We start from the raw sequence: 25616 nt of genomic DNA, 5'->3' as shown, positions 1-25616 counted from the left end.
ACCGTTTTAAAAGGGCTTAATTTTAATTTACTAAACTGTGATAGCTGTGGTGTGTTTTACTTCATTTATAACAAACATACTATGTGTGCTTCCAATATGATTTATAGAGGTTAATTTATTCACTAAAAACTCCCTAAAGGCTTCCATATCTTTTACTACAACTTGTATTAAATAGTCGTAATCGCCACTAATATGATAGCAAGACATGACTTCTTCTAGCTTCGTGACCTCTTTTTCAAACTGAACCACATAATCGTGAGCATGTTGCACTAGTTTAATATGACAAAACACCACAAAAGATTTATTAATGGCTTCCTTTTTTATTAGCGCAACATACTTATCGATTACACCTGATTTTTCAAGCTTTTTTATACGCTCGTAAACGGCAGTTACCGAAAGGTTTAACTTTAACGATAATGCTTTAGTGGTTTGCTTACAATCGTCCTGTAATAAGGCGATTAATCTCTTATCTACTGAATCTAAAATCATCTTATTTGAAAATTATTCTAACATCGTAATTAAAATATTAAAATTACAATAAAAACAACTAAAATATAAACCATATATAGAATAAAAATCTATAATAATAAATTAACATTGATTATTAACCTGCTTATTCCGAATTTTGAAGTATTAACATCTAAAAAAATATGTCATGGCTTTTAAACCCGCAAACAACATACAAGACTTACAATATTTTGGAGAATTTGGAGGCGTGAATCCCTCTATTTCAGATTCATCAACTTATACCTTTTTATCGGCGAAAACAATGTTTGATACTTTTGAAGGAAATGCCGATGGTTGCTACCTTTATTCACGTCATTCATCACCGTCGAATCTATATCTTGGTGAAGCTTTAGCCGCCATGGAAGGTACCGAAACTGCCACTGTAACTGCTTCAGGAATGGGCGCGATTACTCCTGTAATTATGCAGTTGTGTCATGCTGGAGATCACGTAGTTTCTAGCCGCACTATTTATGGCGGCACCTATGCCTTTTTAAAAAATTTCGCACCTAAACTCAACATCAACACCACATTTGTCAATATTACTAAACTAGACGTTGTTGAAGCTGCTATCACCAAAAACACTAAAGTACTGTATTGCGAAACCGTAAGCAATCCATTACTTGAAGTAGCTGATATTAAAGAACTTTCTGAATTAGCCAAAAAGTATAACTTACAATTGGTTGTAGACAACACTTTTTCACCACTATCAATTTCCCCTGCAAAATTAGGGGCTGATGTTGTCATTCATAGTTTAACAAAATTTATTAATGGCTCATCTGATACTGTTGGTGGAGTTATTTGTGGCACACAAGAATTTATCGATACTCTTAGAAACGTAAACGATGGTGCATGCATGCTTTTAGGAGCTACTATGGATAGTCTTCGCGCTGCTTCTATTTTAAAAAACTTGCGTACATTACATATACGTATGCAACAACACAGTAAAAATGCACAGTACCTTGCCGAAAAATTTGAAAACGATGGTTTAAAAACTGTTTATCCAGGATTGCAATCTCACCCTTCTCACAAGGTTTTCAAAAATATGATGAATGATAAATATGGATTTGGCGGTATGCTAACTATAGATGTTGGATCTTTAGATAAAGCCAATACCTTAATGGAAATGATGCAAGATAAAAACTTGGGTTACCTAGCAGTTAGTTTAGGGTTTTACAAAACACTATTCTCTGCTCCTGGTACATCTACCTCTTCCGAAATTCCTGAAGAAGAACAACAAGACATGGGGCTAAGCGATGGGTTAATTCGTTTTTCTATTGGTCTTGATGCCGATATAGAACGTACCTATAATATGATGCACACATGCATGAAAGACTTACATATACTCTAAAGTCTTTTTTAAAAATAATTGTTTAAGCCCAACATATTTAATGTTGGGCTTTTTTAGTGTATTTGCAAAACTTCGGCTAATGTCGTAACATTACAATCCAAATTAACTAACTAACATTTATGGAAAGCCAAGATATTAAGCCTAGACAACCACAAGACGAACATATTGTAAGTAATAAAGAATTAAATATTTGGGAAGCATTAATTCCTGTTTTTGCCTTGGTTGTCATGCTATTTTATAACGTGTTTTTTGTTTATGGCGATGACGCTTTAAGCGGAAGTAACCAGTTTATTTTACTTTTAGGAGCTGCTGTAGCAGCTATCGTAGGCTTTTTTAATAATGTATCTTTCGACCAAATGGTTGAAGAAGTCGCTGAAAATGTAAAATCAACCTCAGGCGCCATTATTATTTTATTAATGGTTGGTGCCTTAGCGGGAACATGGTTAATTAGTGGTATTATTCCAACCATGATTTACTACGGACTTCAAATTTTAAACCCTACTATTTTCTTAGCTGCCAGTGTGGTTATTTGTGCTATTATTTCTATTGCAACTGGCAGTAGTTGGACAACCTCGGCTACCGTTGGTATTGCTTTAATTGGAATTGGAGAAACTCTTGGCATTTCTTTAGGAATGACTGCCGGGGCTGTGTTGTCTGGTGCATATTTTGGAGATAAAATGTCGCCACTTAGCGACACGACCAACCTGGCTCCTGCTATGGCTGGAACCGATTTATTTACACATATTCGTTATATGGCTTTTACAACTGTGCCTACAATTACAGTAGCATTATTTGTATTCATTATTATTGGTCTTAATATAGATACTACAGGTACTCCCGATATTTCAGATAAACTTGCAGCAATCGATGGCGCTTTTACTATTTCGCCTTGGCTATTTTTAGTTCCTGCAGCTGTTATCTTTTTAATCGTAAAAAAAACATCCCCGTTAATTGCCCTACTAATAGGAACCCTTTTGGGTGGTGTTGCCGCCATAATTGCACAACCCGATATTGTAGCTAATATTGCTGGTAGCGATTCGTTAACTTTTAAAGCCGCTTATCGTGGTGTTATGGATGCCATTACTGTTGATGTTGCTGTAGAAACCTCTAGTGCAGAACTAAACGATTTATTTTCTTCTGGTGGTATGAGTGGTATGCTAGGTACTATTTGGCTTATTGTCTGCGCTATGGTATTTGGTGGTATTATGGATGCTATTGGCGCATTAAGCAGAATTAGTAAAGCCTTATTAAGTTTAGCATCTTCAACTTTTGGATTGTTTGCCAGTACAGTAGCAAGTTGTTTAGCTTTAAATGTTACTGCTTCCGATCAATATTTAGCGTTAGTAGTACCCGGAAAAATGTTTAAAAAAGCTTATGAAGACAAAGGACTTGCTCCAGAAAATTTAAGTAGAACACTAGAAGATTCAGGAACTGTGACTTCCGTTTTAGTGCCTTGGAATACTTGTGGCGCCTACCAAAGTGGTGTTTTAGGAGTTTCGGTGGCCGATTATTTCTTCTATGCTATTTTTAATTGGTTAAGCCCATTTATGACCCTACTTTTTGCTGCTTTTTCAATCAAAATAAAACAGCTGACAAGATAAATACAACAAAACCTCACAAATATTATTAATTTATTAAAACCACACGCTATTAAATAGCGATTTAATAAAACGTAAGCTGGTTTTTTAACACAATTATCATTTTCTATTTAACAATAGTATTAAATAATTAAAATCAATTTTAAATCTTGATTTTGTGCGTAACTTTGTACTCAATTCAAACGGAAATATTAACAATTAAATAAAACACAAACTATGGCATTCGTAGGAAAAAAATTCCCAAATTTAAATGTAGACGCAATGAACGATATGGGCGATACATTTAAACTTAACGTACTAGAAGAAGCAGTAAACAATAAGAAAAAAGTAGTACTTTTTTGGTACCCAAAAGACTTTACTTTTGTTTGCCCAACAGAATTACATGCATTTCAAGCTGCTATGGCAGAGTTTGAAAAAAGAAACACAATTGTAATTGGTGCTTCTTGTGATACTCCTGAAGTTCACTTTGCTTGGTTAAACACACCAAAAGATAATGGTGGTATTGAAGGTGTAACGTATCCAATTCTTGCCGATTCGAACAGAAACCTTGCTTCTACTTTAGGTATTTTAGATATCACTAACGAAACTTACAACGAAGAAACTGGTGTTGTAACAGTAGATGGAGATAATGTAACTTACAGAGCGACTTATATTATCGATGAAGAAGGTATCGTGCAACACGAAAGTATTAACAACATGCCATTAGGTAGAAACGTAAACGAATACTTACGTATAATTGATGCTCTAACTCACGTACAAGAAAAAGGTGAAGTTTGCCCTGCAAACTGGGAAGAAGGAAAAGATGCCATGAACGCCAACAGAGACGGTGTTGCAGATTACCTTAAAGCACACTTAAACTAATATATATGGTTAAGGAATTAGATCAAGATAATTTAGCCGATTTAGTATCTAATAACGACACTGTAGTCGTGCAATTTTCAGCTGGATGGTGTGGAAATTGTCGAATTATGAAACCAAAATTCAAAAAACTGGCTTCAGAAAACGAGACTATGGCGTTTGTTATTGCTGATGCAGAAAAATTCCCAGAATCAAGAAAATTAGCAACTGTAGATAACTTACCTACGTTTGCTACATTTCAAAATGGAGAATTTAAAAGTCAAGTTCAAACTAATAAGTTTGATGTGTTAAAAGAATTGGTTAACGACGTTAAATAACAAACAATGAAGTTACCAGTAATAAAGCATTTAACACAATTTATAGAAGACAATGACGAAGATTTCGTTATTGAAACTATTGAAACCCTAGAAGCATTAACAGAAGTTCCTTCGTTAAAAGATGAAGAGCTAGATGTTATAGGAGAATTAATCTCCAACATGTATGGTGCCGTTGAAGTCAATAAAATGATAAAAGATGGAACACCAAAAAAAGACGCCTTAAATGGTTTTATGAAACGCGTCATGGGGTCAATAGACACCTAAGCAACTCCTTAAGTTGATTAATAGCAACCTAAAAGCCTTTTGTTAATTTTAGCAAAAGGCTTTTTTTTATGCTAAATTTACCATAAAACAAAATACATTCCTCTTGAATAACAAAGAATCCTTCATAAAAAACAGGCTAAAAAGTATTGGCTATGCTAGTAAAGGTGCCATAATACTTTTAAAAACAGAATCTAGTATACAAATACAATTTGTTATTGCTATAATTGTAACTACCTTAGGTTTTTATTTTAATATTTCTAATTCAGAATGGATGATGCAAATGTTTGCTATTGGCTTAATTATAACTGCTGAAGGACTAAATACAGCCATAGAAAAAATGGCCGATTTTATCCATCCAGAACATCATAAAAAAATTGGATTTATAAAAGACATTGCAGCTGGCGCAGTGTTTATAGCAGCTTTAACCGCTATAATTGTTGGATTAATTATCTACTTACCTAAGATATTCTAAATACAATTATATAATAGGATAAACGTTTGTAATTTGTATTTTTGCTAACCAAATACCGCATGAATGGCGAAAACTAAAAAGAAAACAAAAACTTCAAAAAAACGACAATTTAAACGTCCAAGTTTAACACTATCCAATCAACAAAAACTCGTATTGGGTAGTTTTTTAGTTATTTTCGGATTACTTCTTTTTATATCATTTATTTCGTATTTCTTTACTGGACATGCCGATGAGAGTGTGTTAACCGAGTTTTCATCGCGTGATGTTGAGGCCAAAAATTGGTTAAGTAAATCAGGAGCTTGGCTAAGCGACTTTTTTATAAAAAAAGGCTTTGGTGTTGCTGCATTTATATTCTCTGGACTATTTATTCTTTCCGGTTTTTTTGTGTTTTCTAATGCCAATAAAGCCAAGTTAAGAAAACATTGGATTTGGGGAACATTAGTTGCTATATGGCTGTCTGTTACTTTAGGGTTCTTTACTAGTAAAGTTGATGTTTTAGGTGGCACTATTGGGTTTGAAATAAATTCATTTTTACAAGACTACTTAGGAAGAATAGGCACTATTTTACTCCTTATTTTTGGGCTTATCACTTATCTAGCTATTAGATTTAATCTAACTGCAGACAATTTTAAAGCGTTATTAACATCTGCTAAAAAAGATCTGAAAAGTGATTTTGAAAATACCACAAAAGATACCGATACAAAACCTATTATTGATAACGATCTTACAGCTGAAGCCGAAGACATAAAATCAACTTTCGACCTTGATTCAAAAACAGATACTTCCAATTCTAAAGAAGAGAAAGCAAAAGAAACCACAAAGAGTGATTTAGAAATTTCTACACCAGTTGAAGAAGAAAAAGAAGATGATATAGCTATTGAAGTAGAACAAGCTCCCGAAGAAGAAGCTGAAAGCGATAACTTATCGAATAAACTAGTAGAAGATTTTGGAGAATTCGACCCTAAATTAGAGCTAAGTAAATTTCAATTTCCACCACTAGATTTACTCAAAAAATACGATAGTGAAGGCATTACCATAAATCAAGAAGAGCTAGAAGAAAACAAAAACAGAATTGTTGAAACCCTTAACAATTACAAAATTGGTATTTCTAGTATTAAAGCCACCATTGGACCAACTGTAACACTTTACGAGATTGTTCCAGAAGCTGGCGTTAGGATTTCTAAAATTAAAAACCTTGAAGACGATATAGCACTATCGCTTTCGGCATTAGGTATTCGTATTATTGCTCCTATTCCAGGACGTGGTACCATAGGTATTGAAGTCCCTAATAAAAATTCGACTATTGTTTCCATGCGTTCTGTAATTGCTTCACAAAAGTTTCAAAAAGCAGAAATGCACCTACCAATTGCTTTAGGTAAAACCATTAGTAACGAAACCTTTGTTGTCGATTTAGCCAAAATGCCACATATGCTTATGGCAGGTGCTACAGGGCAAGGTAAATCGGTTGGTTTAAATGCGGTATTAACATCATTATTGTATAAAAAACATCCCGCTGAAGTTAAGTTTGTACTTGTAGATCCTAAAAAAGTAGAATTAACACTATACAACAAAATTGAGCGTCATTATTTAGCTAAATTGCCCGATAGCGAAGAAGCCATAATCACCGATAACACCAAGGTTATAAACACCTTAAATTCGCTTTGTATAGAAATGGACGATCGTTACGAACTGCTTAAAAATGCTATGTGTCGTAACATTGCCGAGTACAATGCTAAATTTAAAGCCAGAAAATTAAATCCCAACGATGGGCATCGTTTTCTACCCTACATTGTTTTAGTCGTAGATGAGTTTGCCGATTTAATTATGACAGCTGGTAAAGAAGTAGAAACACCAATTGCTCGTTTAGCTCAGTTAGCACGTGCTATTGGTATTCATTTAATTATTGCTACGCAACGTCCATCGGTTAATGTTATTACTGGTATTATAAAAGCCAATTTCCCAGCACGTATTGCGTTTAGGGTAACCTCTAAAATAGATTCTCGTACCATTTTAGATGGTGCCGGAGCCGATCAATTAATTGGTCGTGGTGATATGCTATACACACAAGGCAACGACATGATACGACTTCAGTGTGCGTTTGTAGATACACCAGAAGTTGAAAAAATAACCGATTTTATTGGATCGCAAAAAGCCTATCCAGATGCTTATCTATTACCAGAATATGTTGGGGAAGAAAGTGGCACAAGTCTTGATGTAGATATAGATGATAGAGATAAATTGTTTAGAGATGCTGCCGAAATAATAGTAAACGCCCAACAAGGATCGGCTTCCCTACTCCAACGTAAATTAAAATTAGGCTATAATAGAGCTGGTAGAATTATAGATCAATTAGAGGCAGCTGGAATTGTAGGTGGATTTGAAGGCAGTAAAGCGAGACAAGTATTAGTACCAGATCTTGCAGCTCTTAATCAGTTATTAGAAGATGAAAAACAATAATTTTTTGAAACACAGTATAATGAAGAATGTATTTTTAATTGTAACACTATTAATATCAGCGTTTAGCTTTTCACAAGATAAAAAAGCAGAAACACTCCTAAACGATGTGTCTAATAAAGCTAAAGCCTACAAAAATATATCTATAGACTTTAAATACACCTTAGAAAACCTTTCTGAAAACATTAAGCAAGAAACAAGAGGCGATGTTGTTCTTGAAGGCAATAAATACCGCTTAAATATTTTAGGGTCGACAAGAGTTTATGATGGTAAAACACTTTACAGTATTAGCCCAGATGATGATGAAGTCACTATTTCAACAGAAAATGCTGATGATGAAAATAGTATTACACCAAGTAAAATGCTAACATTTTACGAAGATGGCTACACCTACAACATGGATATTACGCAAAATGTTAAAGGACGTAAAATTCAGTATGTTAAGTTAACACCAATCGACTCTAACGCCGAAATAAAATATGTTTTATTAGGTATCGATGCACAAACAAAACACATTTACAACCTTATCGAGGTTGGAAATAACGGAACAAAAACTACGTTAACTGTTAATTCTTTTAAAACAAATCAACCTATTTCAAAGTCCTTATTTACCTTTGATGAAAATAAGTACAAAGATTACTACATTAATAAACTAGATTAGGTTTTAATTGAAAATACTAGACCGTTACATACTAACCTCCTATCTTAAAACTTTCATCAGTGTACTTGTCATATTACTGATGATATTTGTTTTACAAGCTGTTTGGCTATACATTAAGGAACTTGCAGGAAAAGATCTAGATGTTATGGTTATTGCTAAATTTTTAATTTACGTAATACCAGAACTTATGCCATTGGTTTTACCACTAACCATCTTACTTACTTCTATTATGGTTTTTGGTAATTTTGCAGAAAACTATGAGTTTGCTGCCATGAAATCTACAGGGATTTCGTTACAGCGCTCCATGAGAAGTTTGGGTGTTTTTATTGTACTTTTAGCCATAACAACATTCTTTTTTAGTAATAATGTTATTCCTTGGGCAAAATATAATTCATACAACTTAAGAAAAAATATTGCAAAGCTTAAACCAGCTATGGTTATAGCCGAAGGGCAATTTAACGAAGTTGGCGACCAGTACAATATTAAAGTTGCTAAAAAATCTGGTGATCGTGGTCAGTTTTTAGAAGAAGTTATTATTCACAAAAAAACAGCAAATAAAACAGGAAACTATACCACCATAATTGCGAAAAACGGAGAACTTAGCGGTAACGAAGAATCTGATGTATTAAAACTTATTTTATTTGACGGGTATTTTTACGACGACACACCACCTAAAGATTATAAAGACCGTCAAAAACGTCCTATGACAAAAAGTTACTTTAAAAAGTATACTATAAATGTCGACTTATCAAACTTAAACAATGTAGATTTAGATCAAAAAAATGTGTCCGATAAGTATGATATGCAAAGCATAAAAGACTTAAACTACTCCATAGATTCATTAAAAGTAGCTCAAGAAAACGCCTTTAAAACGCATGCTAAAAACCTTTACACAAGAACTAATTTCCCTATTATAAACGCCGGTGTTAACGTAAAAAAGAAGGACACACTCTATAAAGATAACTTACTATCGCTTTTTAATACAAGACAAAAAGCACAATTGGTAAACCTGTCGTTAAACACTTTTAAAAGCACCAAACAAATTGTTCAATCCAAAGAGAAAAATTTTAAAAACAGTCAAATTTGGTTAAATAAACACATTATTGCTTTACACGAAAAACTCGCTTTAGGTTTTGCTTGTATTATCTTATTTTTTGTTGGCGCACCTTTAGGCGCTTTAATTAGAAAAGGTGGTTTAGGATTACCCATGGTAATTGCCATTTTATTGTTTTTAACGTATCATTTTATTGGAATTTTCGCTAAAGAAAGTTCAGAAACAGGTAGCATTAACCCAGCGTTATCGCCTTGGATATCTACATTAATCATGTTTCCGTTAAGTATTTATTTAACAAAACGTGCCACAGAAGACCGAGGCTTGTTCGAATTTGATCACTTATTAGAACCATTAAAAAAACTCTTCAAAATTAAAAGTAAAGACGATGAAGAACGCAAAGAAATGCCCGATGTTGTCGCTGAAATTATTGAGGAAAAAGAACCTAAAACACCTAAGTTAAGCTTAAAAAATAAACAACTTGTTTTTAAGCTTCAAGACGATTATAATGTATACGCTAAATTTAGTTTAATATTCTGGATTTGTGGAGCTGTTTTTGTTCCGTTATACTTTATTCTTAAAAACAATAAGCTACCAGAAATTGCTTTAATATGCATTCAATTAGGTGTTATATCTCTATTCATCTATTTAATATACTACGTAATATCCTATATTAAACTCATAAAACTGGATAGATTAGTCCCAAGTGAAACTGGATTATCTAAAAATCTTATCTTAATTATTTTAGGACTCGTATTATATCCGTTTACTTATCTTTTAAGGAAAAACAAATTAAACAATGACATCTCTGATAGTTTAAAATAACACTATCTTTGCATCGTAAAAAAATAAGTTAATCCACTCATGGCAACAGAAACTGCTCAAAATAAAACGACTATTACATTAAATACAATAGAAGAAGCCATTAACGATATTAGGCAAGGAAAAGTTATTATTGTAGTTGATGATGAAGATCGTGAAAACGAAGGTGATTTCTTAGCTGCTGCCGAAAAAGTAACACCAGAGATGATAAACTTCATGGCCACACATGGTCGTGGATTAATTTGTGCGCCTTTAACCGAAAACCGTTGTAAAGAATTAGATCTTCATATGATGGTAAACAACAATACCGACCCTATGGAAACGGCCTTTACGGTCTCGGTAGATTTACGCGGTAAAGGAGTAACAACAGGTATTTCGGCAAGTGATAGAGCTAAAACAGTAGAAGCATTAATAAACCCTGACACAAAACCATTTGAATTGGCTAGACCAGGACATATTTTTCCTCTTATAGCAAAACAAGGTGGTGTGTTACGTAGAACAGGGCATACCGAAGCAGCCATAGATTTTGCTAGACTAGCAGGATTAAAACCAGCTGGAGTTATAGTAGAAATAATGAATGAGGATGGTACTATGGCACGTTTACCGCAACTTATGGAAGTGGCAAAACGTTTTGACCTTAAAATTGTGTCTATCGAAGATTTAGTGGCCTACCGCATGCAACATGACTCCCTAATTGAAAAGAAAGAGGACTTTGATATTGTAACACGTTTTGGCACTTATAGACTAAGAGCCTATCAACAAACCACCAACAATCAAGTACATATTGCCTTAACTAAAGGTAATTGGGCTGAAAACGAACCTGTATTAACTCGTGTAAACTCTACATTAGTTAATAACGACATTTTAGGAACCCTTACCAATAATGCCGATAAAAAGTTAGACGATATGTTTAAAGTCGTTAATTCGGCTGGAAAAGGTGCTATCATTTTTATAAACCAACAAAACCAATCAACCAACTTACTTAACAGGCTTCACACTTTAAAAACAACCCAGAATGCTAAAGATGTTGTTAAGGCTCCTAGCATTAAAATGGATAATAAAGATTTTGGTATTGGCGCTCAAATATTACACGACCTAAACATACACAAACTACGTTTAATCTCTAATAGCGAACAGACTAAACGTGTTGGTATGATTGGTTATGGGTTGGAAATTATAGATTACGTGACTTATTAATCTAACACTTCAAATTCCTTAAACAGTCCTTTTGCCTTAGCATTAGGCACTTCTGAAATAAAAGCATACTTGCCTGGTTTTAAATCGGCATAAAAATAGCCTGTGCTGCCTTGGAAGGCATCATTAAAACCTCCTAAAAACGTAATGCCTTTTGGTACAGGAGTTATAAACCCTTTTGGATCGTACCAAACCATCCAAGATTCTAATTCATCTTTGTTAGCATAACCTTCTAGCTTTACTAGATGCACATCGGTTGAAGCAAAGTTTTCATGTAGTTTTTGACTTTGAACATTTACCTGAAAAACATGTTTTCCTGTACGAATATCAGGGTTAAAGTGAAAGCCATCTTCTTTAATAACTATTGTATCTGTTGCTTTTGGAGCCACGTTTCCACTATTCGTTTCGCTTACAAAAACCTGCTTGACCATTCCCATAGTAGAATGAAATTTTCCATTAGGCATTTTTACATAACACTCCATACTATATAAACCTGGTTCCAACGAAAGCGCTGTATATGTCTTGCTTTTAGGAGCAATTAATCCTGAACCTCCAGTAGGAATACATTTACTAAACCACTCTGGTAGTTTGCCAAAAGCAGCAAAGCCTTCTTCTGCTTTACCAGCGTTAATAAGATCCATACCTTCTTCAAAAACAGGATCGGCTTCATTTTTAAAATTTTCTGCAGTTATGCCTTCTGGCATTTTTGACAATCTAAAAAAATGGGTTTCGTTTGCTCTGTTATCATATTTAAAGGTGTTCCAACCCGAAGGAATGGTATCTGCCATTATAAATTCCATACTTCTAGTTACTATACTTATAGCTTTATCGCTATTTTTCAGATCAGTAACTTCCTTTATGTTAGTTACTTTTTGATTACTTACATCTTTTTTTTCGAATTTACAGCTTAAAATAAAAACAAAACTGACAAACAAAACAAACATTCTCATAATCTATTGATTTAATGATAGATACCTATAAATTTAATGTTTTTTTTAATACTATTTAGTAAAAAACTGTTTATCAGATAGTTTTTAAGTTAAATACTATAATTCCTTAGAACTAGAATTTGTTATTAAAATATAGATGAAAGACATAAATAATCAGTCTTAAAACATTTATTATCAGCTTATTTAGGATATTAAAATTATCAAAAATTCTTATAAAACAGAAGAAATAACTGTTACCATTTTTTGAGCTCTTATTTTCACCTCTTCTTCTGTCCAAGATAGTTTAATTAGGCAAGAGATGTTTCTACCTATATAATTATCAGACTGTTCAAAGGTTTTAGTTTGAAGATACTTTAACCCTTCTTTTACTTCAGTTGAAATAGGATACAAAGATTTTAAATCTTTAAGATGCTCCCATTTACGTACATAATGCCAATTGTTATCGTAATAATGAAAACACCCATCTACTCCTGCTTCTTTTAATCCTGCTGAAGCTTTTCGAGCTGTTTCTAAATCAGGTAAAAAGAAACTTAAAAAGGCATAGCTTTCTTCACCTTCCTCAGGAACAGTTCTAAAACTTACTTCTGGTAATTTTGATAAAGCCTCGCGAAGTATGGTATAGTGCTTTTTTTGAATATTGATAAACTCTGGCAAGCGTTTTACTTGTGCTAAACCAACTGCAGCATTTAATTCTGAAATTCTAAAATTATAACCTAAAAATGGATGCGATTCTGCCCCTCTATCATTACCAATATGATCGTGACCATGATCGGAATAATGGTCGGCATTTATAGCATAGTCTTTATTGTTGGTTACTACTGCGCCACCTTCGCCACAGGTAATGGTTTTTACAAAATCGAACGAAAAACACCCAACATCGCCAATTGTTCCAAGTGCTTTTCCTTTATATGTTGCACCAATGGCTTGACAAGCATCTTCTACCAAAAGCAAATTATGTGTATTGCAAATACTTTGTAAAGCTTTTAAATTAGCCATACTTCCACACATGTGTACAGGCATAATAGCTTTGGTTTTAGGAGTTATTGCCTTTTCAACTGCTATTGGATCGAGTGTTAAGGTATCATCAATATCTACTAAAACAGGTATAGCACCTAGCATCATAACAGCTTCAAAACTGGCTACAAAGGTAAATGTTGGCATAATTACTTCGTCTCCCGCTCCAACACCAGCAACCGCCAGAGACATGCTTACTGCTGCTGTTCCGCTAGAGACTAATTGCGCATATTTTACGCCTAGTTTATTTTGAAGTTCTGTTTCTAATTCTTTGGCTTTCCAGTGGCCATTTCGCATGGCATCAAAACCATAACGCATTAGTATTCCGCTATCTAATACATCTTGAACTTCTTGTCGTTCTAAATCGCTAAAAAACTCAAATCCAGGCATAATATTTTTATTTGATGTTATGTCAAATCTACAATTAAATACGAGCTAAAAAAAGTAGCTTGATAAATTTTAAAATTTTAAGAAATTACCACTTAATAACGGCGTCTTCTATGTTTTTTCTCACCTTTTTAAAAGCTGCAAACTTATCGTCTTGGGCTCTATATCCTACAGGCATAAGTAATACCGATTTTAATCCTTTTTCTTTTAATTGAAGGGCTTCATCAAACTTATCTGGCAAGAAACCTTCCATTGGGCAAGCATCTACACTTTCCATAGCGCAAACAGTCATTAAATTACCCATAGCTAGATACGCTTGATTGGTAGCCCAAGCATCAATGTCTTTTTGCGATTTGTTTTCAAAATCATTGATTAAAAAGTCTTCAAAAGGCTGAAGAATATCTTTAGGCGTTTGTCTAATGGCATGAACTCTATTAAAATATTCATTCACAAAATGTTTATCAATTGCTGTTTGTATACAAAACACAAGAAGATGCGATGCTTGAACAATTTGTTTTTGATTCATAGCATGTTGCATTAATTCATGCTGAAATTCTTTGTCTTGAATAACAATAAGTTTTATGGGTTGTAACCCGTAAGAGGTTGCCGTTAAATTAAAGGCTTGTATTAATGTATTTATTTTATTTTCTGTTAAAATGGCGTTCTCGTCAAAAGATTTGGTTGCATAGCGCCACTCTAGTTTCTCTATTATATTCAACTTTTTATGTTTTAGTTTACAAAGATATAGATTTGGAAAAAGTCTACTTTAAGACACTAAGTAAATTTCGTTAGATTTTCTATAATCTGATGGGCGTTTCCCCATAATTTTACTAAACGTATTACTAAAGGTAGGCAAACTACTATATCCTAACATATTGGCTATTTCTGAGATGGTGTAATCTGGATTCATCAAATACTCTAAAGACTTAAACACCCGTAATTGCGTATAGTAGCTAATAAATGACATGCCTAAATCTTTTTTAAATAACCGGTATAAAGACTTATCTGTCATACTAAATTTTGACGCTAACTCTGGTAATAAGTGTTCTTGATGTATATGATTAGTAAGATAATCTATAATATGTATTAAACGTCTGTCTGTAGGTTGTGGTAACTCTAAATGTAACGATTGTGGTACCGTCTGCTCTAGAAGTGCTTTAAAAGCATTAACAATAGCATACTTGGTTTCTTGAGATTTAATAATATCGCCATTCCAATTTTTAGTAAACAATAGCAATTCCATAACTAGATTATTAACAGGATAAATACCTTCCTTTTTGTAAAAAATAGAAGCGCGTTCTGTTAAGGGAAAGTATAGGTTTCTCATAATTACTTTTGGAGAACTTGGGTAAATGGCATGTTTAATACCTGGCGGAATCCACATATAGTGCCTGGCAGGCAAATAATAAGTTCTATTATTAGTTTTAATATGTACAACTCCTCCTTCTGTGTATAAAAACTGTCCTTTTTCATGAATATGAGGTTCAATAAACGTTTCCCCCATTAAATCATGGTAGCAATAAATACTTTCTGGAACTTTATCTACCTCGGTTAAATAATACTTACTATTCATCTTAAAATGTTAACATCATTATCATTTGCACTAAATTAATAAATTATTGTCCTTTTTTAATAAATAGACACTAAATATCTTACATAAATTGCCTACCTGAATTAACAAAACCCTAACCTAATCTTAAATTATTAATTAAATAGATAATTTTTTGATTAAAAAAATACAGAACACACAATAATTATGAATGAAAGTAGAATTAAACACGCTGCGTATTTAGATAAAATTCAAACACCAGAACAAGCCTCAAAAATTATTAAACATGAAGATGTTTTAGGTGTTAGCGGTTTTACTAAAGCTGGGGACAGTAAATCGGTGCTGCCAAAAGTTGCCGAAAGAGCACGTCATGAAAAATTAAAAGTTACTGTTTTAAGTGGCGCTTCTTTAGGATATGATACTGATGCCGATTTAGCTAAAAATGGGGCTTTATACAAAAGAATGCCATTTCAAGCAGATCCAACCTTAAGAAGCAGTATAAACAATCATGATGTGCTTTATGTAGATCAACATTTAGGACAAACTGCCGACATGCTACAGAGTCTTGATAGTTTTAAAATTGATGTCGCGATTATTGAAGCCGCTTCTATTACTAAAGATGGGTATATTATACCAACAACTTCTGTTGGAAACTCACCTATTTTCACTGAAAAAGCCGAAAAAATCATCATTGAAATCAATACAACATTTCCAGAAAGTATGGCTGGAATACATGATATTAAACTCTTAAAAAAACAACCTAATCGAGAGATTATTCCTGTAACGCATTCAGATACAAGAATAGGTGAACCATATATAAAAATCAACCCAGAAAAAGTAGCCGCTATAGTTTTTACTAAAGTTCCAGATTGTCCAGCCGTAATTTCTTCACCAGATGAGAAAACAACAGCTATTTCAAATCATATTCTTAACTTTTTAGAAAAAGAAGTCCATGAAGGGCGGTTAACAGAGTCGCTTTTACCACTACAAGCAGGCATTGGTAAAACAGCAAATGCCATTTTATCCGGTTTTAAAAATAGCCCATTTAAAAACTTAACCATGTATTCTGAAGTGCTTCAAGACAGCACATTTGAACTTTTTGACTCTGGGAAACTGCTATTTGCTTCAGCTTCATCTATCACAGTTACAGAAGATTGTTCGAAAAACATTTTTAACAATTTTGATAAATACAAAGACAAACTTCTCTTACGTCCACAAAATATTAGCAACGCTGCCGAAGTTATTAAACGATTAGGTGTGATTGGAATTAATACTGCTATTGAGTTTGATATTTATGGTAATGTTAACTCTACCCATATAACAGGTACACACATGATGAATGGTATTGGAGGCTCTGGAGATTTCGCCAGAAACGGATATCTTAGCATTTTTGCTTGTCCATCTATTTCAAAAGAAGGACGTATTTCTCATATTGTTCCTATGGTTTCTCATACCGACCATACAGAACACGATATTGATATTCTTGTTACAGAACAAGGCTTAGCCGATATTAGAGGTTTAGCGCCTGTTGAAAGAGCACAAGTTATTATTAAAAACTGTGTTCATCCTATGTATAAAGACCAACTTTTAGAGTATTTTAATGACGCTTATAAATTAGGCGGACACACACCTCATGACCTAGAAAAAGCATTTAGTTGGCATATGGCACTTAAAACTCATGGTAGTATGAAAACACCAGAGCTAATTTATAATTAAATTTATTTTAAAATTAAATAATTGGAAAACACCTCCTTTGGAAAACATTTTTTTACTACCATGTTTTTTTTTCAAAAAAAAGTTTTCTTTTAAAGAATAGTTTATATATTTGCATCCGCATTAGGAGAGATGGCAGAGTGGTCGAATGCGGCGGTCTTGAAAACCGTTGAGGGTCACACCTCCGGGGGTTCGAATCCCTCTCTCTCCGCAAAAAAGCCTTGTATAACACATTATACAAGGCTTTGTTTTTTTATCATTAATAACAACTTAATTATCTACATATCTTCATTAAAAAGTACTTTATAAGTAACTTTACACTCCCAACATCCAGCTTCATTATATCCTGTTTTCAAATATTTTTTTGCTCCTCCTAAATCTTCAACAGCATATTTTGACAGCGCTAAATAAAACCAAAAAGCACTGCTTGTTAAACCATCTCGTTCTGCATTTTTTAAAAAATAAATAGTTTTTTCATATTGTTTTTTATTGAATGAAGCTTCGGCTAATTTCATAAAATGCTCAAATTTAAAGTACCTTTTATTTGTTAATAATAGCTGCGGCGCATTTAAACTAAATTCTTTAAACTTGATGATCTTGGTACTTTCTTGAGCATTTGAAAATTGAAAAAAAAACAAAAAGAGTATAAATAACACAAAATTTTTAATCATGGTAATATTATTTAAGTGGTTAGAATATCTAATTTAATACAAAAATTTAGATTCCTATAATTATGTATTGTATTTTCGGCATAATAAATGATAATAAAATCGTTAATAGAGTACATTAACATTTTTGATATGAAAAAAATAATACCGCTTTTAACTTTAGTTATCTGTTTTACAACTGCTAAAGCACAAAACTCTGCCGTAGGAAGTTCTGAAAAGTTAGTTTATACAGCCACCTATAACATGTCTGGTATATTAAATGACCTAGCTCAGGTAACCATGGAAACCAACAAAGTTAGTACCTCTAAAGCAACTTTGCTTAGGCTTAAATGTACTGCAACTACATACAGTAAATGGGACAGTTTTTTTAAAATAAGAGACTTATACGAAAGTTATGTAAGCCCTACGTCATTAAAACCATACCTTTACAAACGAGAAATTAACGAAGGTGGCTATTATAAATACATGAAATACACCTTCAAGCATAGTTCTGGGCATGTAAAAAGCTTAAAAAAGAAAAAACGTAGCGATGGTACTATATGGGAAGAAAACAAAAAAGTACTTATTAACCATAATACAAACGATCTCGTTACCACATTATATAAACTTAGAACGATAGATTTTTCTAGTATGTCTAATGGACAATCAAAATCTTTCAAAGTTATTTTTGATAACGAAGAGCATACCGTAAACTTTAAATATCTAGGTACAGAAAACATAGCATCTGCCTTAGGCACTAAAAATTGCCACAAATTAGCTATTTCTATAAGTAACAACAATATTTTAAAAGGCGCTAACGAAAATCTACTTTGGCTATCTGCCGATGCTAATAAAATTCCAATATATGCTAAATTTAAAATTGCTGTTGGAAATGGAGAGTTAAAAATAAAATCTGCTAGTGGACTAAAAAACTAAAAACATGAGAAAAATTTCTATCATATTAGGGTTAACCTTAGCTATACTAGCCGTAATTTTATCTGTATTACCACTTTCTAACCTAGCTTATATTCCAGCTATAATAGCTTTAATATTAGGGAGTTTTAGTATTTACCTATCCAATAAAGAAGGAAAAAGCAAAAAAACTATTCAAATTGTATTCTTACTTTCAATAATCGCCTTATCATTAGCTATTTACAAATCCATATTTACCACTATAGAGATAGGTAATACCGAAGAACTTGAAAAAAGAGAACAACAATCGGAGCAAGAAGCTATCGAGGAACTTGAAGATTTAGATATTGATGAAGAAGATCTTCAAGACATAAATAATGAACTTGAAAGCCTGGATGATGAAGACTTAAATACTATTGAAAATGAACTAGAAGAGATAGATACAGAGGATTTAGAAATAGAATAACACCTTTAATATTGATGTAAAAAAAAGATAATGCTTCGGTATTATCTTTTTTTTTATTTTATTTGAAGTAACAAGCTATTAATCAATATGAAATCATTTCTTGTTGCTTCCATTTTAACCTTAGTTGGTTCTTGTGCTACCACAAAGTATAGCACCAAAATAAGGCATCTAAAAAAAAACATTACACTTAAAGATTCTGTACTTGTTTTAAAATATGCAAACACCATAACAGCGCAAGAACTAGAAGAACTCTTATACGATTACACTGACGAAAAATTTCAAGGAAGAAAAACAGGTGAAATAGGTCAAAAAAAAGCCGCTCATTATTTAAAAGATTATTATAGTAACCACAATGTAGCCTCTCCATTAAGAAACAACACCTATTTTCAACTTATTCCTGAAAGCTTTCTACCAAAAGGCATAAAATCTTCAGAAAATGTTCTTGCATTTATTAAAGGACATGAAAAACCCAACGAAGTTTTAATTATTTCTGCACATTACGATCATTTAGGAATAAAAGATGGCAACATTTATTACGGGGCCGATGATGATGGTTCTGGAACAGTCGCTATTTTAGAAATAGCTGAAGCTTTTAAAGAAGCTCAAAATAATGGTCACGCACCTAAACGAAGCATTTTATTTACACACTTTACTGCTGAAGAAATTGGGCTTCATGGCTCAAGATTTTATACCGAAGAATCGCCAATTTTCCCATTAAATAAAACTATTGCCAATCTTAATATTGATATGATTGGAAGACAAGATTACGCCTATCAAAACACCAACAAAGATTACATATACCTAATTGGTTCCGACAGACTTAGCAAAGAACTACACTATATTTCAGAGAAAGTAAATACCACATATTTTAATCTAGAACTGGATTATAAATACAATGCCGAAAACGATTCCAACAGATATTACTATCGTTCCGATCACTACAACTTTGCAAAAAACAATATTCCTGTTATTTTTTATTTTAATGGTGTTCACGACGATTACCACAAACCTACAGATACGCCAGACAAAATTAATTATACCCTATTAGAAAAAAGAACTAAACTTATTTTTGCTACGGCATGGCAACTAGCAAATCAAGATAAACAACTAATTATGAATGTTGATTTGTAATTTGTAACAAAACAACTTGTTAAAATTAACAAAAACCCACTCTCTTCACATTCTCTTAATCCTTACATTTGTAATACTAATTCAAAATAACTAGTAATGAAGAAAGCGTTATTTCTCGCATTAGGTGTATTGGTATTTTCTTGTGGCACACAAAAAACTAAAAATACCAATAACTCTAAATCACAAAACGAAACAGCCAATGCCACCACTTTTGCAGAAACAATAACATCTGAAGAACTTAAAGATCTTCTATATGTTTATGCTTCTGATGAGTTTGCCGGTAGAGAAACAGGAAAACCCGGGCAAAAAAAAGCCATTGAATTCTTAAAAAATCAATATATAAAAATGGGTATTTCATCTGGATTACCTAACAACAAATACTTTCAAGAAGTTCCTCTTGAAGTATCTCAAAAACCAGACGCTTCCATTACAGTTAACAACACAGATTTTACATACATTAACAACTTTGTTTCTGTTATGTCTAGCAAAACAGGAAACATTAAGGCTAACGATATTGTTTTTGCCGGATATGGTATAGAAGATGACTCATACTCTAACTATAACAATATTGATGTAAAAGGAAAAATTGTTTTAATTAAATCTGGTGAACCCAAAACAGAAGATGGTAACTACGCTATTAGTGGCAACAAAGAAGCCTCTAAGTGGTCCAATTTAAGACAAGAATTTGCCCTAAAAAGAGACCTTGCCAAAGAAAAAGGGGCTAAAGCATTATTGTTTTACAATCCAGATATATACCAAATGGCAGCGGCGCGATTTGGGAAAGCTTCTGGTAGAATGAGCCTTAAAGGCAATGCCGAAAGTATGTACTATTTTTTAATAAATACAGATTTAGCCAAAGCACTTTATCCAGAAATCAGCAACGCCACAACATCTAAAACTATTAAAAACATCGTAAACATTTCATATAAAAATAATTCTGAAGAAATTCTTTCGGAAAATGTTTTAGCCTACATTAAAGGAAGTGAGAAACCTAACGAGTTAGTTATTATTTCGGCACACTTAGACCACGAAGGTATTAAAGATGGCGAAATATATAATGGCGCCGATGACGATGGCTCTGGAACGGTATCCATTTTAGAAATAGCCGAAGCCTTTAAAACAGCCTCTCAAAATGGCATGACACCAAAACGTTCAATTTTATTTCTTCATGTAACAGGTGAAGAAAAAGGACTTTTGGGTTCACGTTATTATACCGATTTCGACCCTGTATTTCCATTAGAAAATACAGTTGCTAATCTTAATATTGATATGATAGGTCGTGTAGACCCAAAACATGAAGAAGCTGGCGTTGACAATTATTTATACTTAATAGGAAGCGATAAATTAAGTACAGAACTTCATGAAATTTCTGAAAATATTAATAACAAATATATTGGGATGACTTTTGATTATACTTATAACGATGATAACGATCCTAATAGATTTTACTACAGAAGCGATCATTACAATTTTGCCAAAAATAATATCCCTGTTATTTTTTACTTTAATGGCACACATGCCGATTACCATAAACCTAGCGATACTGTAGAAAAAATACGTTACGATTTACTAGAACAACGCACAAAATTAATTTATTATACTGCTTGGGAGCTAGTTAACCGCGATGATAGAATTGTTGTTGATAAAGCCTTTAAGTAAATCATATCATACAATTATAATTAAAAAGCTTTCCCAATAAGGAAAGCTTTTTTAATTTAGAACCCAACAACTGTAAAAAAGCCATGTCTTACGCCAAACTAACCAGAGAAAACAAGTCTAGAATCAGGCAATACTCACACCAAAAACGACTCAACATTGCTGTGAAACTGATTGATTTAAAACAGGACGAAAGTTTAATAGATTATGGTACTGGCGACGGCTATTTACTTAAACTTATTTATACAAGACTAAAAACCAAACAACTCTACGGGTTTGATCCTGTTGAAGACATGTTCGAAGAATTAAAACAAACTATAGCTACTTATAGCTTACAAGATGTTACCATAACTAAAAATTTAAATACATTAGAAAATAAAAAATTCGATGTCGTGTCTTGTCAGGAAGTTTTAGAGCATTTTTCTGCAACCAAGCAACAAGAACATCTAAAGAATATTTCAAATCTTTTAAAAGATAATGGTCGTGCTGTTATATCTGTACCTTTAGAAATGGGTTTCCCCGCTTTAGTTAAAAACAGTATTCGGTTTTTGGTTGGACAAAGCAAAGCAGAAGCCACATTTAAAAATGTCTTAAAATCGTTTTTAGGACTAAAAATAAATAGACCAGACAACGATTATATTTACACACATATAGGCTTTAACCATAAACACTTAGAAAAACGTTTTAAAGAAGCTGGTTTTATTATTGAAACAAAACAATACTCGCCTTTTAAGTATTTATATAACCTTGTAAACTCTCAAGTATTTTATATTCTAAAGAAACGACATGTGTAAAACAAAAAAAGCTTCACAAATTTGTGAAGCTTTTACTTTTGGGTGGAAGATCGGTCTCGAACCGACGACCTCCTGAACCACAATCAGGCGCTCTAACCAACTGAGCTACAACCACCGTTTAAATAGGTTTGCAAATTTAAGCGATTTCCTTATTTCTACAAACCTTTTTTTAAATTATTTTAAATCAAAAATGCTATCAACTGCAGGATAGCGTTCTACAGTAAATCCTTCGGCATGTTCAACACCTATTAAGCGCCCTAAATCGCGTGCTCTATAGATAACACTATCGGTAAAGTTTTTACTGGATATAGGCGTTTGTGGTCCTTTACTATCAGGATTAAAAAACTGCGTTTTATACGCTAATACAGCATCCATTTTTTTATCGATAAATCCTGTAACATCAACCACAAAATCTGGTTCAATATTTTTCCATTGAATATAGTGATATACCTGTTTAGGTCGCCATGGGTCTTGCCACATCTCACTTTCTTCGCATTTGGTATCGATTTTTAATAAACCACTTAAAAAACACGCATCGCTAACCAATTTACTGCCTTTTCCATGATCAATATGCCTATCGTCTATGGCGTTGCATAATACTATATCTGGCTGATATTTTCTAATCATTTTTATAAGTTCCAGCTGGTGCAACTTATCGTTTACAAAAAAACCATCGGCAAACTCCATATTCGTTCTCATAACTACGCCTAAAATATCTGCCGCATCTTGCGACTCGATATCTCTTGTTTCGGCAGTACCTCGAGTTCCTAATTCACCTCTAGTTAAATCTATAATTCCGACTTTTTTTCCTTTTGAAATTTCTTTTGCTAATGTAGCTCCACAGCCTAACTCTACATCGTCTGGATGCGCGCCAATTGCAAGTATATCTAATTTCATTTTATAATTTTTAGTGTTATTCTATTCAATTATAAGAGGTAAGTTAATAGTTTAGTACTAAATTATCTATTGTTAACTCACTTCCTTCTGCACCTTGAAAATAATCCCCAAAAGCACTAGACGAAAATACAACTTTAATGTGTGTTGGCGATTCATTTTCTTGGGCATATATCTCATTATTTTGTGGCTGCATATATGAAGGGGTTCCTTGTGGAAGCTCTCCATAAATAAAATCAACAGAAATAGTTTCCAGATTACTGTTTGCCTCCTCTACTCTATACCAAGCTGTTGCTACGCGTTTTACTAGGCTTTCTTCTCGTCGCTCTAAAAGAATATAAATATCGCCTACATCTGGATACGTTAGCTCGTTTTGGTTAGCATCTATATTTGTGTCTCCCGGCATATATTGGTAATCTACAGTAAACGACGTTGGTGTTGCTGTAAACGGTATTCCCATACTTACGGCTGCTTGCGGATTGGCTAGTGTTATCTCATCTTCTAAGAAATCTCCTGTAAAAACAGAGCCTGCGGCTATAGGTTTATTAACTACTGCGCCTAAAGATGTATATCTTGTAATTAACTTAACGGCATAATTTCCTGAAGTTATTTCCTGTTGCAAAACGTTAGGGCTAATTCCTCCAAATACAACCCCTGGATTACTTGTTCCCCAAGATGAGGAAGCATCATCTTGACCAAGGTCTAAATAATCACCTTGATTGTACCAAGTGTTAAAATTTGAATTATCGATTTGTGGTTCGCTGCCTATTTCGGTAACTATTATTTCCCAATTTGTAACCGAGCCACTTTCTGCTGTAATAGAAACAGGAATAAATCCATTACTAAAGTTTAAAACATCGCCTTCAGAAATATTTGCTGTGGCAAATGGCGATACTTCTAGCTTATTTAATATTAACTGCGCTACATCTACGCCATTTGCTACATTTATTTCAACTGTTTTCTCTTCAGTATTTATAATTGGTGTACCACTTTGGCTACTTATTTCTATACTTAATATATTAGCATAATTACTTGCTCCAAAATAGTCCTCATCAACACAGGAAACACATAACGTAATTAAGAAAACGGTTAATGTTATTACTTTAAATCTCATAAGTTTAAGTATTAAAAATAATAGGCCAATCCAAAATCTAAGGATAATAATGAAATGTCAAAATCGAAATTAAAATCGGATCGACTACCTTCTTTTACACCATCTTTAGTTACATCTTCATTAGAATATGTTAAGCCTAACAAATCTAACGACACTTCAAAAGCAAAGCCTTTGGTTAGTATAACTGAAATTCCTGGTCTAACACCTAATTTGACATTATACTCATCGGTAAATGTTTTGGTAATATCGGTGTCACTTTTGGTGTGCCTAAAATTACTATTACCAAAACCAAAACTTAAATCGGTTTCGTTAAAAAAATTAAAGCGATTATTTGCTGAAATTGGAAAATAGTTTCTTAAAAAAGCGGTTGCTGTATGGCGTGATAACGCCGATTGTCGCCTAGCTTCGCTATCATCTAATTCATATATTAAATCACGTTCACGCTTTAAGTAACTATATTGAACACCTACCGACATGGCTTCTTTAACAAAATAGCCTCCTAGGATATTTATCTCAAACCCATTACGCTCATTTTCAATAACATTATAAAGTAAATTATCTATGTTTTCGTCTTCAGAATCATCAATACTTAGCGTAATTCCTGTATGCCACATTCCTTTAGAAAATATAATGACTTTTTCTTGATCTTGCGAAAAACTATTTAGGTTTATTAAAAACAATACTATTACTAAAAAATAGACGTCTTTATTCTTCATACAATATTCTTTTTAATTTTTTAAGATCCCGCTATTAAGCCACAAACACCTTTTATTCACCCTTCATAATAAAAAAATTATGATGTAAAAGAGGGGAGTAATTACAAATATACTATAAAATATATCG

The 25616-nt window shown here is 33.0% G+C and carries 25 protein-coding genes and 2 tRNA genes; 17 read left to right on the top strand and 10 right to left on the bottom strand.

The genetic code is table 11. From position 1 onward, the window contains the following. Nucleotides 1-30 precede the first annotated feature (30 nt). Complete coding sequence (locus R3L15_RS05340; protein WP_338733693.1) at nucleotides 31-489, bottom strand: Lrp/AsnC family transcriptional regulator; 459 nt, start codon at nucleotides 487-489, stop codon at nucleotides 31-33. 166 nt (nucleotides 490-655) lie between these two features. Here R3L15_RS05340 and R3L15_RS05335 point away from each other — a divergent pair, with 166 nt between their 5' ends. The 10 genes from R3L15_RS05335 to ribB all read left to right on the top strand — a co-directional run bounded on the left by R3L15_RS05335 (nucleotide 656) and on the right by ribB (nucleotide 11549). After that, complete coding sequence (locus R3L15_RS05335) at nucleotides 656-1855, top strand: aminotransferase class I/II-fold pyridoxal phosphate-dependent enzyme (RefSeq protein WP_338733692.1); 1200 nt, start codon at nucleotides 656-658, stop codon at nucleotides 1853-1855. A gap of 119 nt (nucleotides 1856-1974) precedes the next feature. After that, nucleotides 1975-3456 (top strand): Na+/H+ antiporter NhaC, encoded by a 1482-nt coding sequence (nhaC, locus tag R3L15_RS05330; RefSeq protein ID WP_338733690.1) that lies wholly within the window; start codon nucleotides 1975-1977, stop codon nucleotides 3454-3456. A gap of 213 nt (nucleotides 3457-3669) precedes the next feature. Then, the gene (locus R3L15_RS05325; protein WP_338733688.1) at nucleotides 3670-4314 is read left to right on the top strand and encodes a peroxiredoxin; all 645 of its coding nucleotides are present in this window, start codon (nucleotides 3670-3672) and stop codon (nucleotides 4312-4314) included. 5 nt (nucleotides 4315-4319) lie between these two features. Beyond that, the gene (locus tag R3L15_RS05320; protein ID WP_125467166.1) at nucleotides 4320-4628 is read left to right on the top strand and encodes a co-chaperone YbbN; all 309 of its coding nucleotides are present in this window, start codon (nucleotides 4320-4322) and stop codon (nucleotides 4626-4628) included. Between the two features lie 6 nt (nucleotides 4629-4634). Continuing rightward, on the top strand, nucleotides 4635-4892 hold the full coding sequence (locus R3L15_RS05315) for a DUF6952 family protein (RefSeq protein ID WP_338733686.1): 258 nt from the start codon (nucleotides 4635-4637) through the stop codon (nucleotides 4890-4892). A gap of 103 nt (nucleotides 4893-4995) precedes the next feature. Then, nucleotides 4996-5364: a diacylglycerol kinase family protein gene (locus R3L15_RS05310; RefSeq protein ID WP_338733685.1), complete on the top strand. Its 369-nt coding sequence runs from the start codon at nucleotides 4996-4998 to the stop codon at nucleotides 5362-5364. 63 nt (nucleotides 5365-5427) lie between these two features. Further along, nucleotides 5428-7821: a DNA translocase FtsK gene (locus tag R3L15_RS05305; protein WP_338733683.1), complete on the top strand. Its 2394-nt coding sequence runs from the start codon at nucleotides 5428-5430 to the stop codon at nucleotides 7819-7821. Between the two features lie 19 nt (nucleotides 7822-7840). After that, nucleotides 7841-8479: an outer membrane lipoprotein carrier protein LolA gene (locus tag R3L15_RS05300; protein ID WP_338733681.1), complete on the top strand. Its 639-nt coding sequence runs from the start codon at nucleotides 7841-7843 to the stop codon at nucleotides 8477-8479. A 7-nt stretch (nucleotides 8480-8486) separates the two neighbouring features. Then, nucleotides 8487-10355 (top strand): LptF/LptG family permease, encoded by a 1869-nt coding sequence (locus R3L15_RS05295; protein WP_338733680.1) that lies wholly within the window; start codon nucleotides 8487-8489, stop codon nucleotides 10353-10355. Between the two features lie 39 nt (nucleotides 10356-10394). Next, nucleotides 10395-11549 (top strand): 3,4-dihydroxy-2-butanone-4-phosphate synthase, encoded by a 1155-nt coding sequence (gene ribB, locus R3L15_RS05290; RefSeq protein ID WP_338733679.1) that lies wholly within the window; start codon nucleotides 10395-10397, stop codon nucleotides 11547-11549. Here the strand turns inward: ribB and R3L15_RS05285 are convergent. From R3L15_RS05285 to R3L15_RS05270, 4 genes are all read right to left on the bottom strand, one after another. Then, the gene (locus tag R3L15_RS05285; protein WP_338733678.1) at nucleotides 11546-12496 is read right to left on the bottom strand and encodes a hypothetical protein; all 951 of its coding nucleotides are present in this window, start codon (nucleotides 12494-12496) and stop codon (nucleotides 11546-11548) included. The genes ribB and R3L15_RS05285 overlap by 4 nt on opposite strands. A gap of 210 nt (nucleotides 12497-12706) precedes the next feature. Further along, nucleotides 12707-13900, bottom strand: a complete 1194-nt coding sequence (locus tag R3L15_RS05280; protein ID WP_338733677.1) for a DegT/DnrJ/EryC1/StrS family aminotransferase — start codon at nucleotides 13898-13900, stop codon at nucleotides 12707-12709. A gap of 85 nt (nucleotides 13901-13985) precedes the next feature. Beyond that, a complete protein-coding gene (locus R3L15_RS05275) occupies nucleotides 13986-14615 on the bottom strand; it encodes an NAD(P)H-dependent oxidoreductase (protein ID WP_338733676.1) in 630 nt (209 codons plus the stop codon). A gap of 48 nt (nucleotides 14616-14663) precedes the next feature. Then, nucleotides 14664-15470 (bottom strand): AraC family transcriptional regulator, encoded by an 807-nt coding sequence (locus R3L15_RS05270; protein WP_338733674.1) that lies wholly within the window; start codon nucleotides 15468-15470, stop codon nucleotides 14664-14666. Nucleotides 15471-15653: 183 nt separating this feature from the next. On the opposite strand from R3L15_RS05270, the gene R3L15_RS05265 reads away from it, so the two are divergent. Together R3L15_RS05265 and R3L15_RS05260 are read left to right on the top strand one after the other, a co-directional pair. Then, entirely contained in the window at nucleotides 15654-17162 is a 1509-nt protein-coding gene (locus tag R3L15_RS05265) for a succinate CoA transferase (RefSeq protein ID WP_338733672.1), read from the top strand. Nucleotides 17163-17285: 123 nt separating this feature from the next. Next, a tRNA-Ser gene (locus R3L15_RS05260) sits at nucleotides 17286-17370 on the top strand. Between the two features lie 67 nt (nucleotides 17371-17437). On the opposite strand, the gene R3L15_RS05255 is transcribed toward R3L15_RS05260, so the two are convergent. After that, nucleotides 17438-17830 (bottom strand): hypothetical protein, encoded by a 393-nt coding sequence (locus tag R3L15_RS05255; RefSeq protein ID WP_338733671.1) that lies wholly within the window; start codon nucleotides 17828-17830, stop codon nucleotides 17438-17440. A gap of 129 nt (nucleotides 17831-17959) precedes the next feature. On the opposite strand from R3L15_RS05255, the gene R3L15_RS05250 reads away from it, so the two are divergent. The 5 genes from R3L15_RS05250 to R3L15_RS05230 all read left to right on the top strand — a co-directional run bounded on the left by R3L15_RS05250 (nucleotide 17960) and on the right by R3L15_RS05230 (nucleotide 22765). Beyond that, entirely contained in the window at nucleotides 17960-18742 is a 783-nt protein-coding gene (locus tag R3L15_RS05250; protein WP_338733670.1) for a DUF3108 domain-containing protein, read from the top strand. A 4-nt stretch (nucleotides 18743-18746) separates the two neighbouring features. Further along, nucleotides 18747-19184 carry an FUSC family protein gene (locus tag R3L15_RS05245; RefSeq protein ID WP_338733668.1) on the top strand — a complete coding sequence of 146 codons (438 nt, stop codon included), beginning with the start codon at nucleotides 18747-18749 and terminating at the stop codon, nucleotides 19182-19184. 87 nt (nucleotides 19185-19271) lie between these two features. Further along, the gene (locus R3L15_RS05240) at nucleotides 19272-20315 is read left to right on the top strand and encodes a M28 family peptidase (protein WP_338733667.1); all 1044 of its coding nucleotides are present in this window, start codon (nucleotides 19272-19274) and stop codon (nucleotides 20313-20315) included. 96 nt (nucleotides 20316-20411) lie between these two features. Next, nucleotides 20412-21974 (top strand): M28 family peptidase, encoded by a 1563-nt coding sequence (locus R3L15_RS05235; protein WP_338733666.1) that lies wholly within the window; start codon nucleotides 20412-20414, stop codon nucleotides 21972-21974. Between the two features lie 83 nt (nucleotides 21975-22057). Continuing rightward, nucleotides 22058-22765, top strand: coding sequence for a methyltransferase domain-containing protein (locus R3L15_RS05230; RefSeq protein ID WP_338733665.1), 708 nt, complete (start codon nucleotides 22058-22060; stop codon nucleotides 22763-22765). Between the two features lie 40 nt (nucleotides 22766-22805). On the opposite strand, the gene R3L15_RS05225 is transcribed toward R3L15_RS05230, so the two are convergent. From R3L15_RS05225 to R3L15_RS05210, 4 genes are all read right to left on the bottom strand, one after another. Then, nucleotides 22806-22881 (bottom strand) — tRNA-His (locus tag R3L15_RS05225). 58 nt (nucleotides 22882-22939) lie between these two features. Continuing rightward, on the bottom strand, nucleotides 22940-23662 hold the full coding sequence (gene bshB1, locus R3L15_RS05220; protein ID WP_338733664.1) for a bacillithiol biosynthesis deacetylase BshB1: 723 nt from the start codon (nucleotides 23660-23662) through the stop codon (nucleotides 22940-22942). A 43-nt stretch (nucleotides 23663-23705) separates the two neighbouring features. Beyond that, complete coding sequence (locus R3L15_RS05215; RefSeq protein WP_338733663.1) at nucleotides 23706-24773, bottom strand: PCMD domain-containing protein; 1068 nt, start codon at nucleotides 24771-24773, stop codon at nucleotides 23706-23708. An 11-nt stretch (nucleotides 24774-24784) separates the two neighbouring features. Further along, on the bottom strand, nucleotides 24785-25489 hold the full coding sequence (locus R3L15_RS05210; RefSeq protein ID WP_338733661.1) for an outer membrane beta-barrel protein: 705 nt from the start codon (nucleotides 25487-25489) through the stop codon (nucleotides 24785-24787). Nucleotides 25490-25616 lie beyond the last annotated feature (127 nt).

This window comes from Mangrovimonas cancribranchiae, from assembly GCF_037126245.1.
GTDB classification, from domain to species: Bacteria; Bacteroidota; Bacteroidia; order Flavobacteriales; family Flavobacteriaceae; genus Mangrovimonas; species Mangrovimonas cancribranchiae.
The sequence above is the reverse complement of the archived record's forward strand: the minus strand, read 5'-3'. Positions and strand labels throughout refer to the sequence as shown.

Bases quoted from the DNA above. Each gene is read 5' to 3' on its own strand.
- R3L15_RS05340 (WP_338733693.1), bottom strand. From the start codon at position 489: ATGATTTTAGATTCAGTAGATAAGAGATTAATCGCCTTATTACAGGAC.
- R3L15_RS05320 (WP_125467166.1), top strand. From the start codon at position 4,320: ATGGTTAAGGAATTAGATCAAGATAATTTAGCCGATTTAGTATCTAAT.
- R3L15_RS05300 (WP_338733681.1), top strand. From the start codon at position 7,841: ATGAAGAATGTATTTTTAATTGTAACACTATTAATATCAGCGTTTAGC.
- ribB (WP_338733679.1), top strand. From the start codon at position 10,395: ATGGCAACAGAAACTGCTCAAAATAAAACGACTATTACATTAAATACA.
- R3L15_RS05265 (WP_338733672.1), top strand. From the start codon at position 15,654: ATGAATGAAAGTAGAATTAAACACGCTGCGTATTTAGATAAAATTCAA.
- R3L15_RS05285 (WP_338733678.1), bottom strand. From the start codon at position 12,496: ATGAGAATGTTTGTTTTGTTTGTCAGTTTTGTTTTTATTTTAAGCTGT.
- R3L15_RS05335 (WP_338733692.1), top strand. From the start codon at position 656: ATGGCTTTTAAACCCGCAAACAACATACAAGACTTACAATATTTTGGA.
- R3L15_RS05255 (WP_338733671.1), bottom strand. From the start codon at position 17,830: ATGATTAAAAATTTTGTGTTATTTATACTCTTTTTGTTTTTTTTTCAA.
- R3L15_RS05245 (WP_338733668.1), top strand. From the start codon at position 18,747: ATGAGAAAAATTTCTATCATATTAGGGTTAACCTTAGCTATACTAGCC.
- R3L15_RS05325 (WP_338733688.1), top strand. From the start codon at position 3,670: ATGGCATTCGTAGGAAAAAAATTCCCAAATTTAAATGTAGACGCAATG.
- nhaC (WP_338733690.1), top strand. From the start codon at position 1,975: ATGGAAAGCCAAGATATTAAGCCTAGACAACCACAAGACGAACATATT.
- R3L15_RS05240 (WP_338733667.1), top strand. From the start codon at position 19,272: ATGAAATCATTTCTTGTTGCTTCCATTTTAACCTTAGTTGGTTCTTGT.
- R3L15_RS05315 (WP_338733686.1), top strand. From the start codon at position 4,635: ATGAAGTTACCAGTAATAAAGCATTTAACACAATTTATAGAAGACAAT.
- R3L15_RS05280 (WP_338733677.1), bottom strand. From the start codon at position 13,900: ATGCCTGGATTTGAGTTTTTTAGCGATTTAGAACGACAAGAAGTTCAA.
- R3L15_RS05305 (WP_338733683.1), top strand. From the start codon at position 5,428: ATGGCGAAAACTAAAAAGAAAACAAAAACTTCAAAAAAACGACAATTT.
- bshB1 (WP_338733664.1), bottom strand. From the start codon at position 23,662: ATGAAATTAGATATACTTGCAATTGGCGCGCATCCAGACGATGTAGAG.
- R3L15_RS05230 (WP_338733665.1), top strand. From the start codon at position 22,058: ATGTCTTACGCCAAACTAACCAGAGAAAACAAGTCTAGAATCAGGCAA.
- R3L15_RS05250 (WP_338733670.1), top strand. From the start codon at position 17,960: ATGAAAAAAATAATACCGCTTTTAACTTTAGTTATCTGTTTTACAACT.
- R3L15_RS05270 (WP_338733674.1), bottom strand. From the start codon at position 15,470: ATGAATAGTAAGTATTATTTAACCGAGGTAGATAAAGTTCCAGAAAGT.
- R3L15_RS05210 (WP_338733661.1), bottom strand. From the start codon at position 25,489: ATGAAGAATAAAGACGTCTATTTTTTAGTAATAGTATTGTTTTTAATA.
- R3L15_RS05215 (WP_338733663.1), bottom strand. From the start codon at position 24,773: ATGAGATTTAAAGTAATAACATTAACCGTTTTCTTAATTACGTTATGT.
- R3L15_RS05235 (WP_338733666.1), top strand. From the start codon at position 20,412: ATGAAGAAAGCGTTATTTCTCGCATTAGGTGTATTGGTATTTTCTTGT.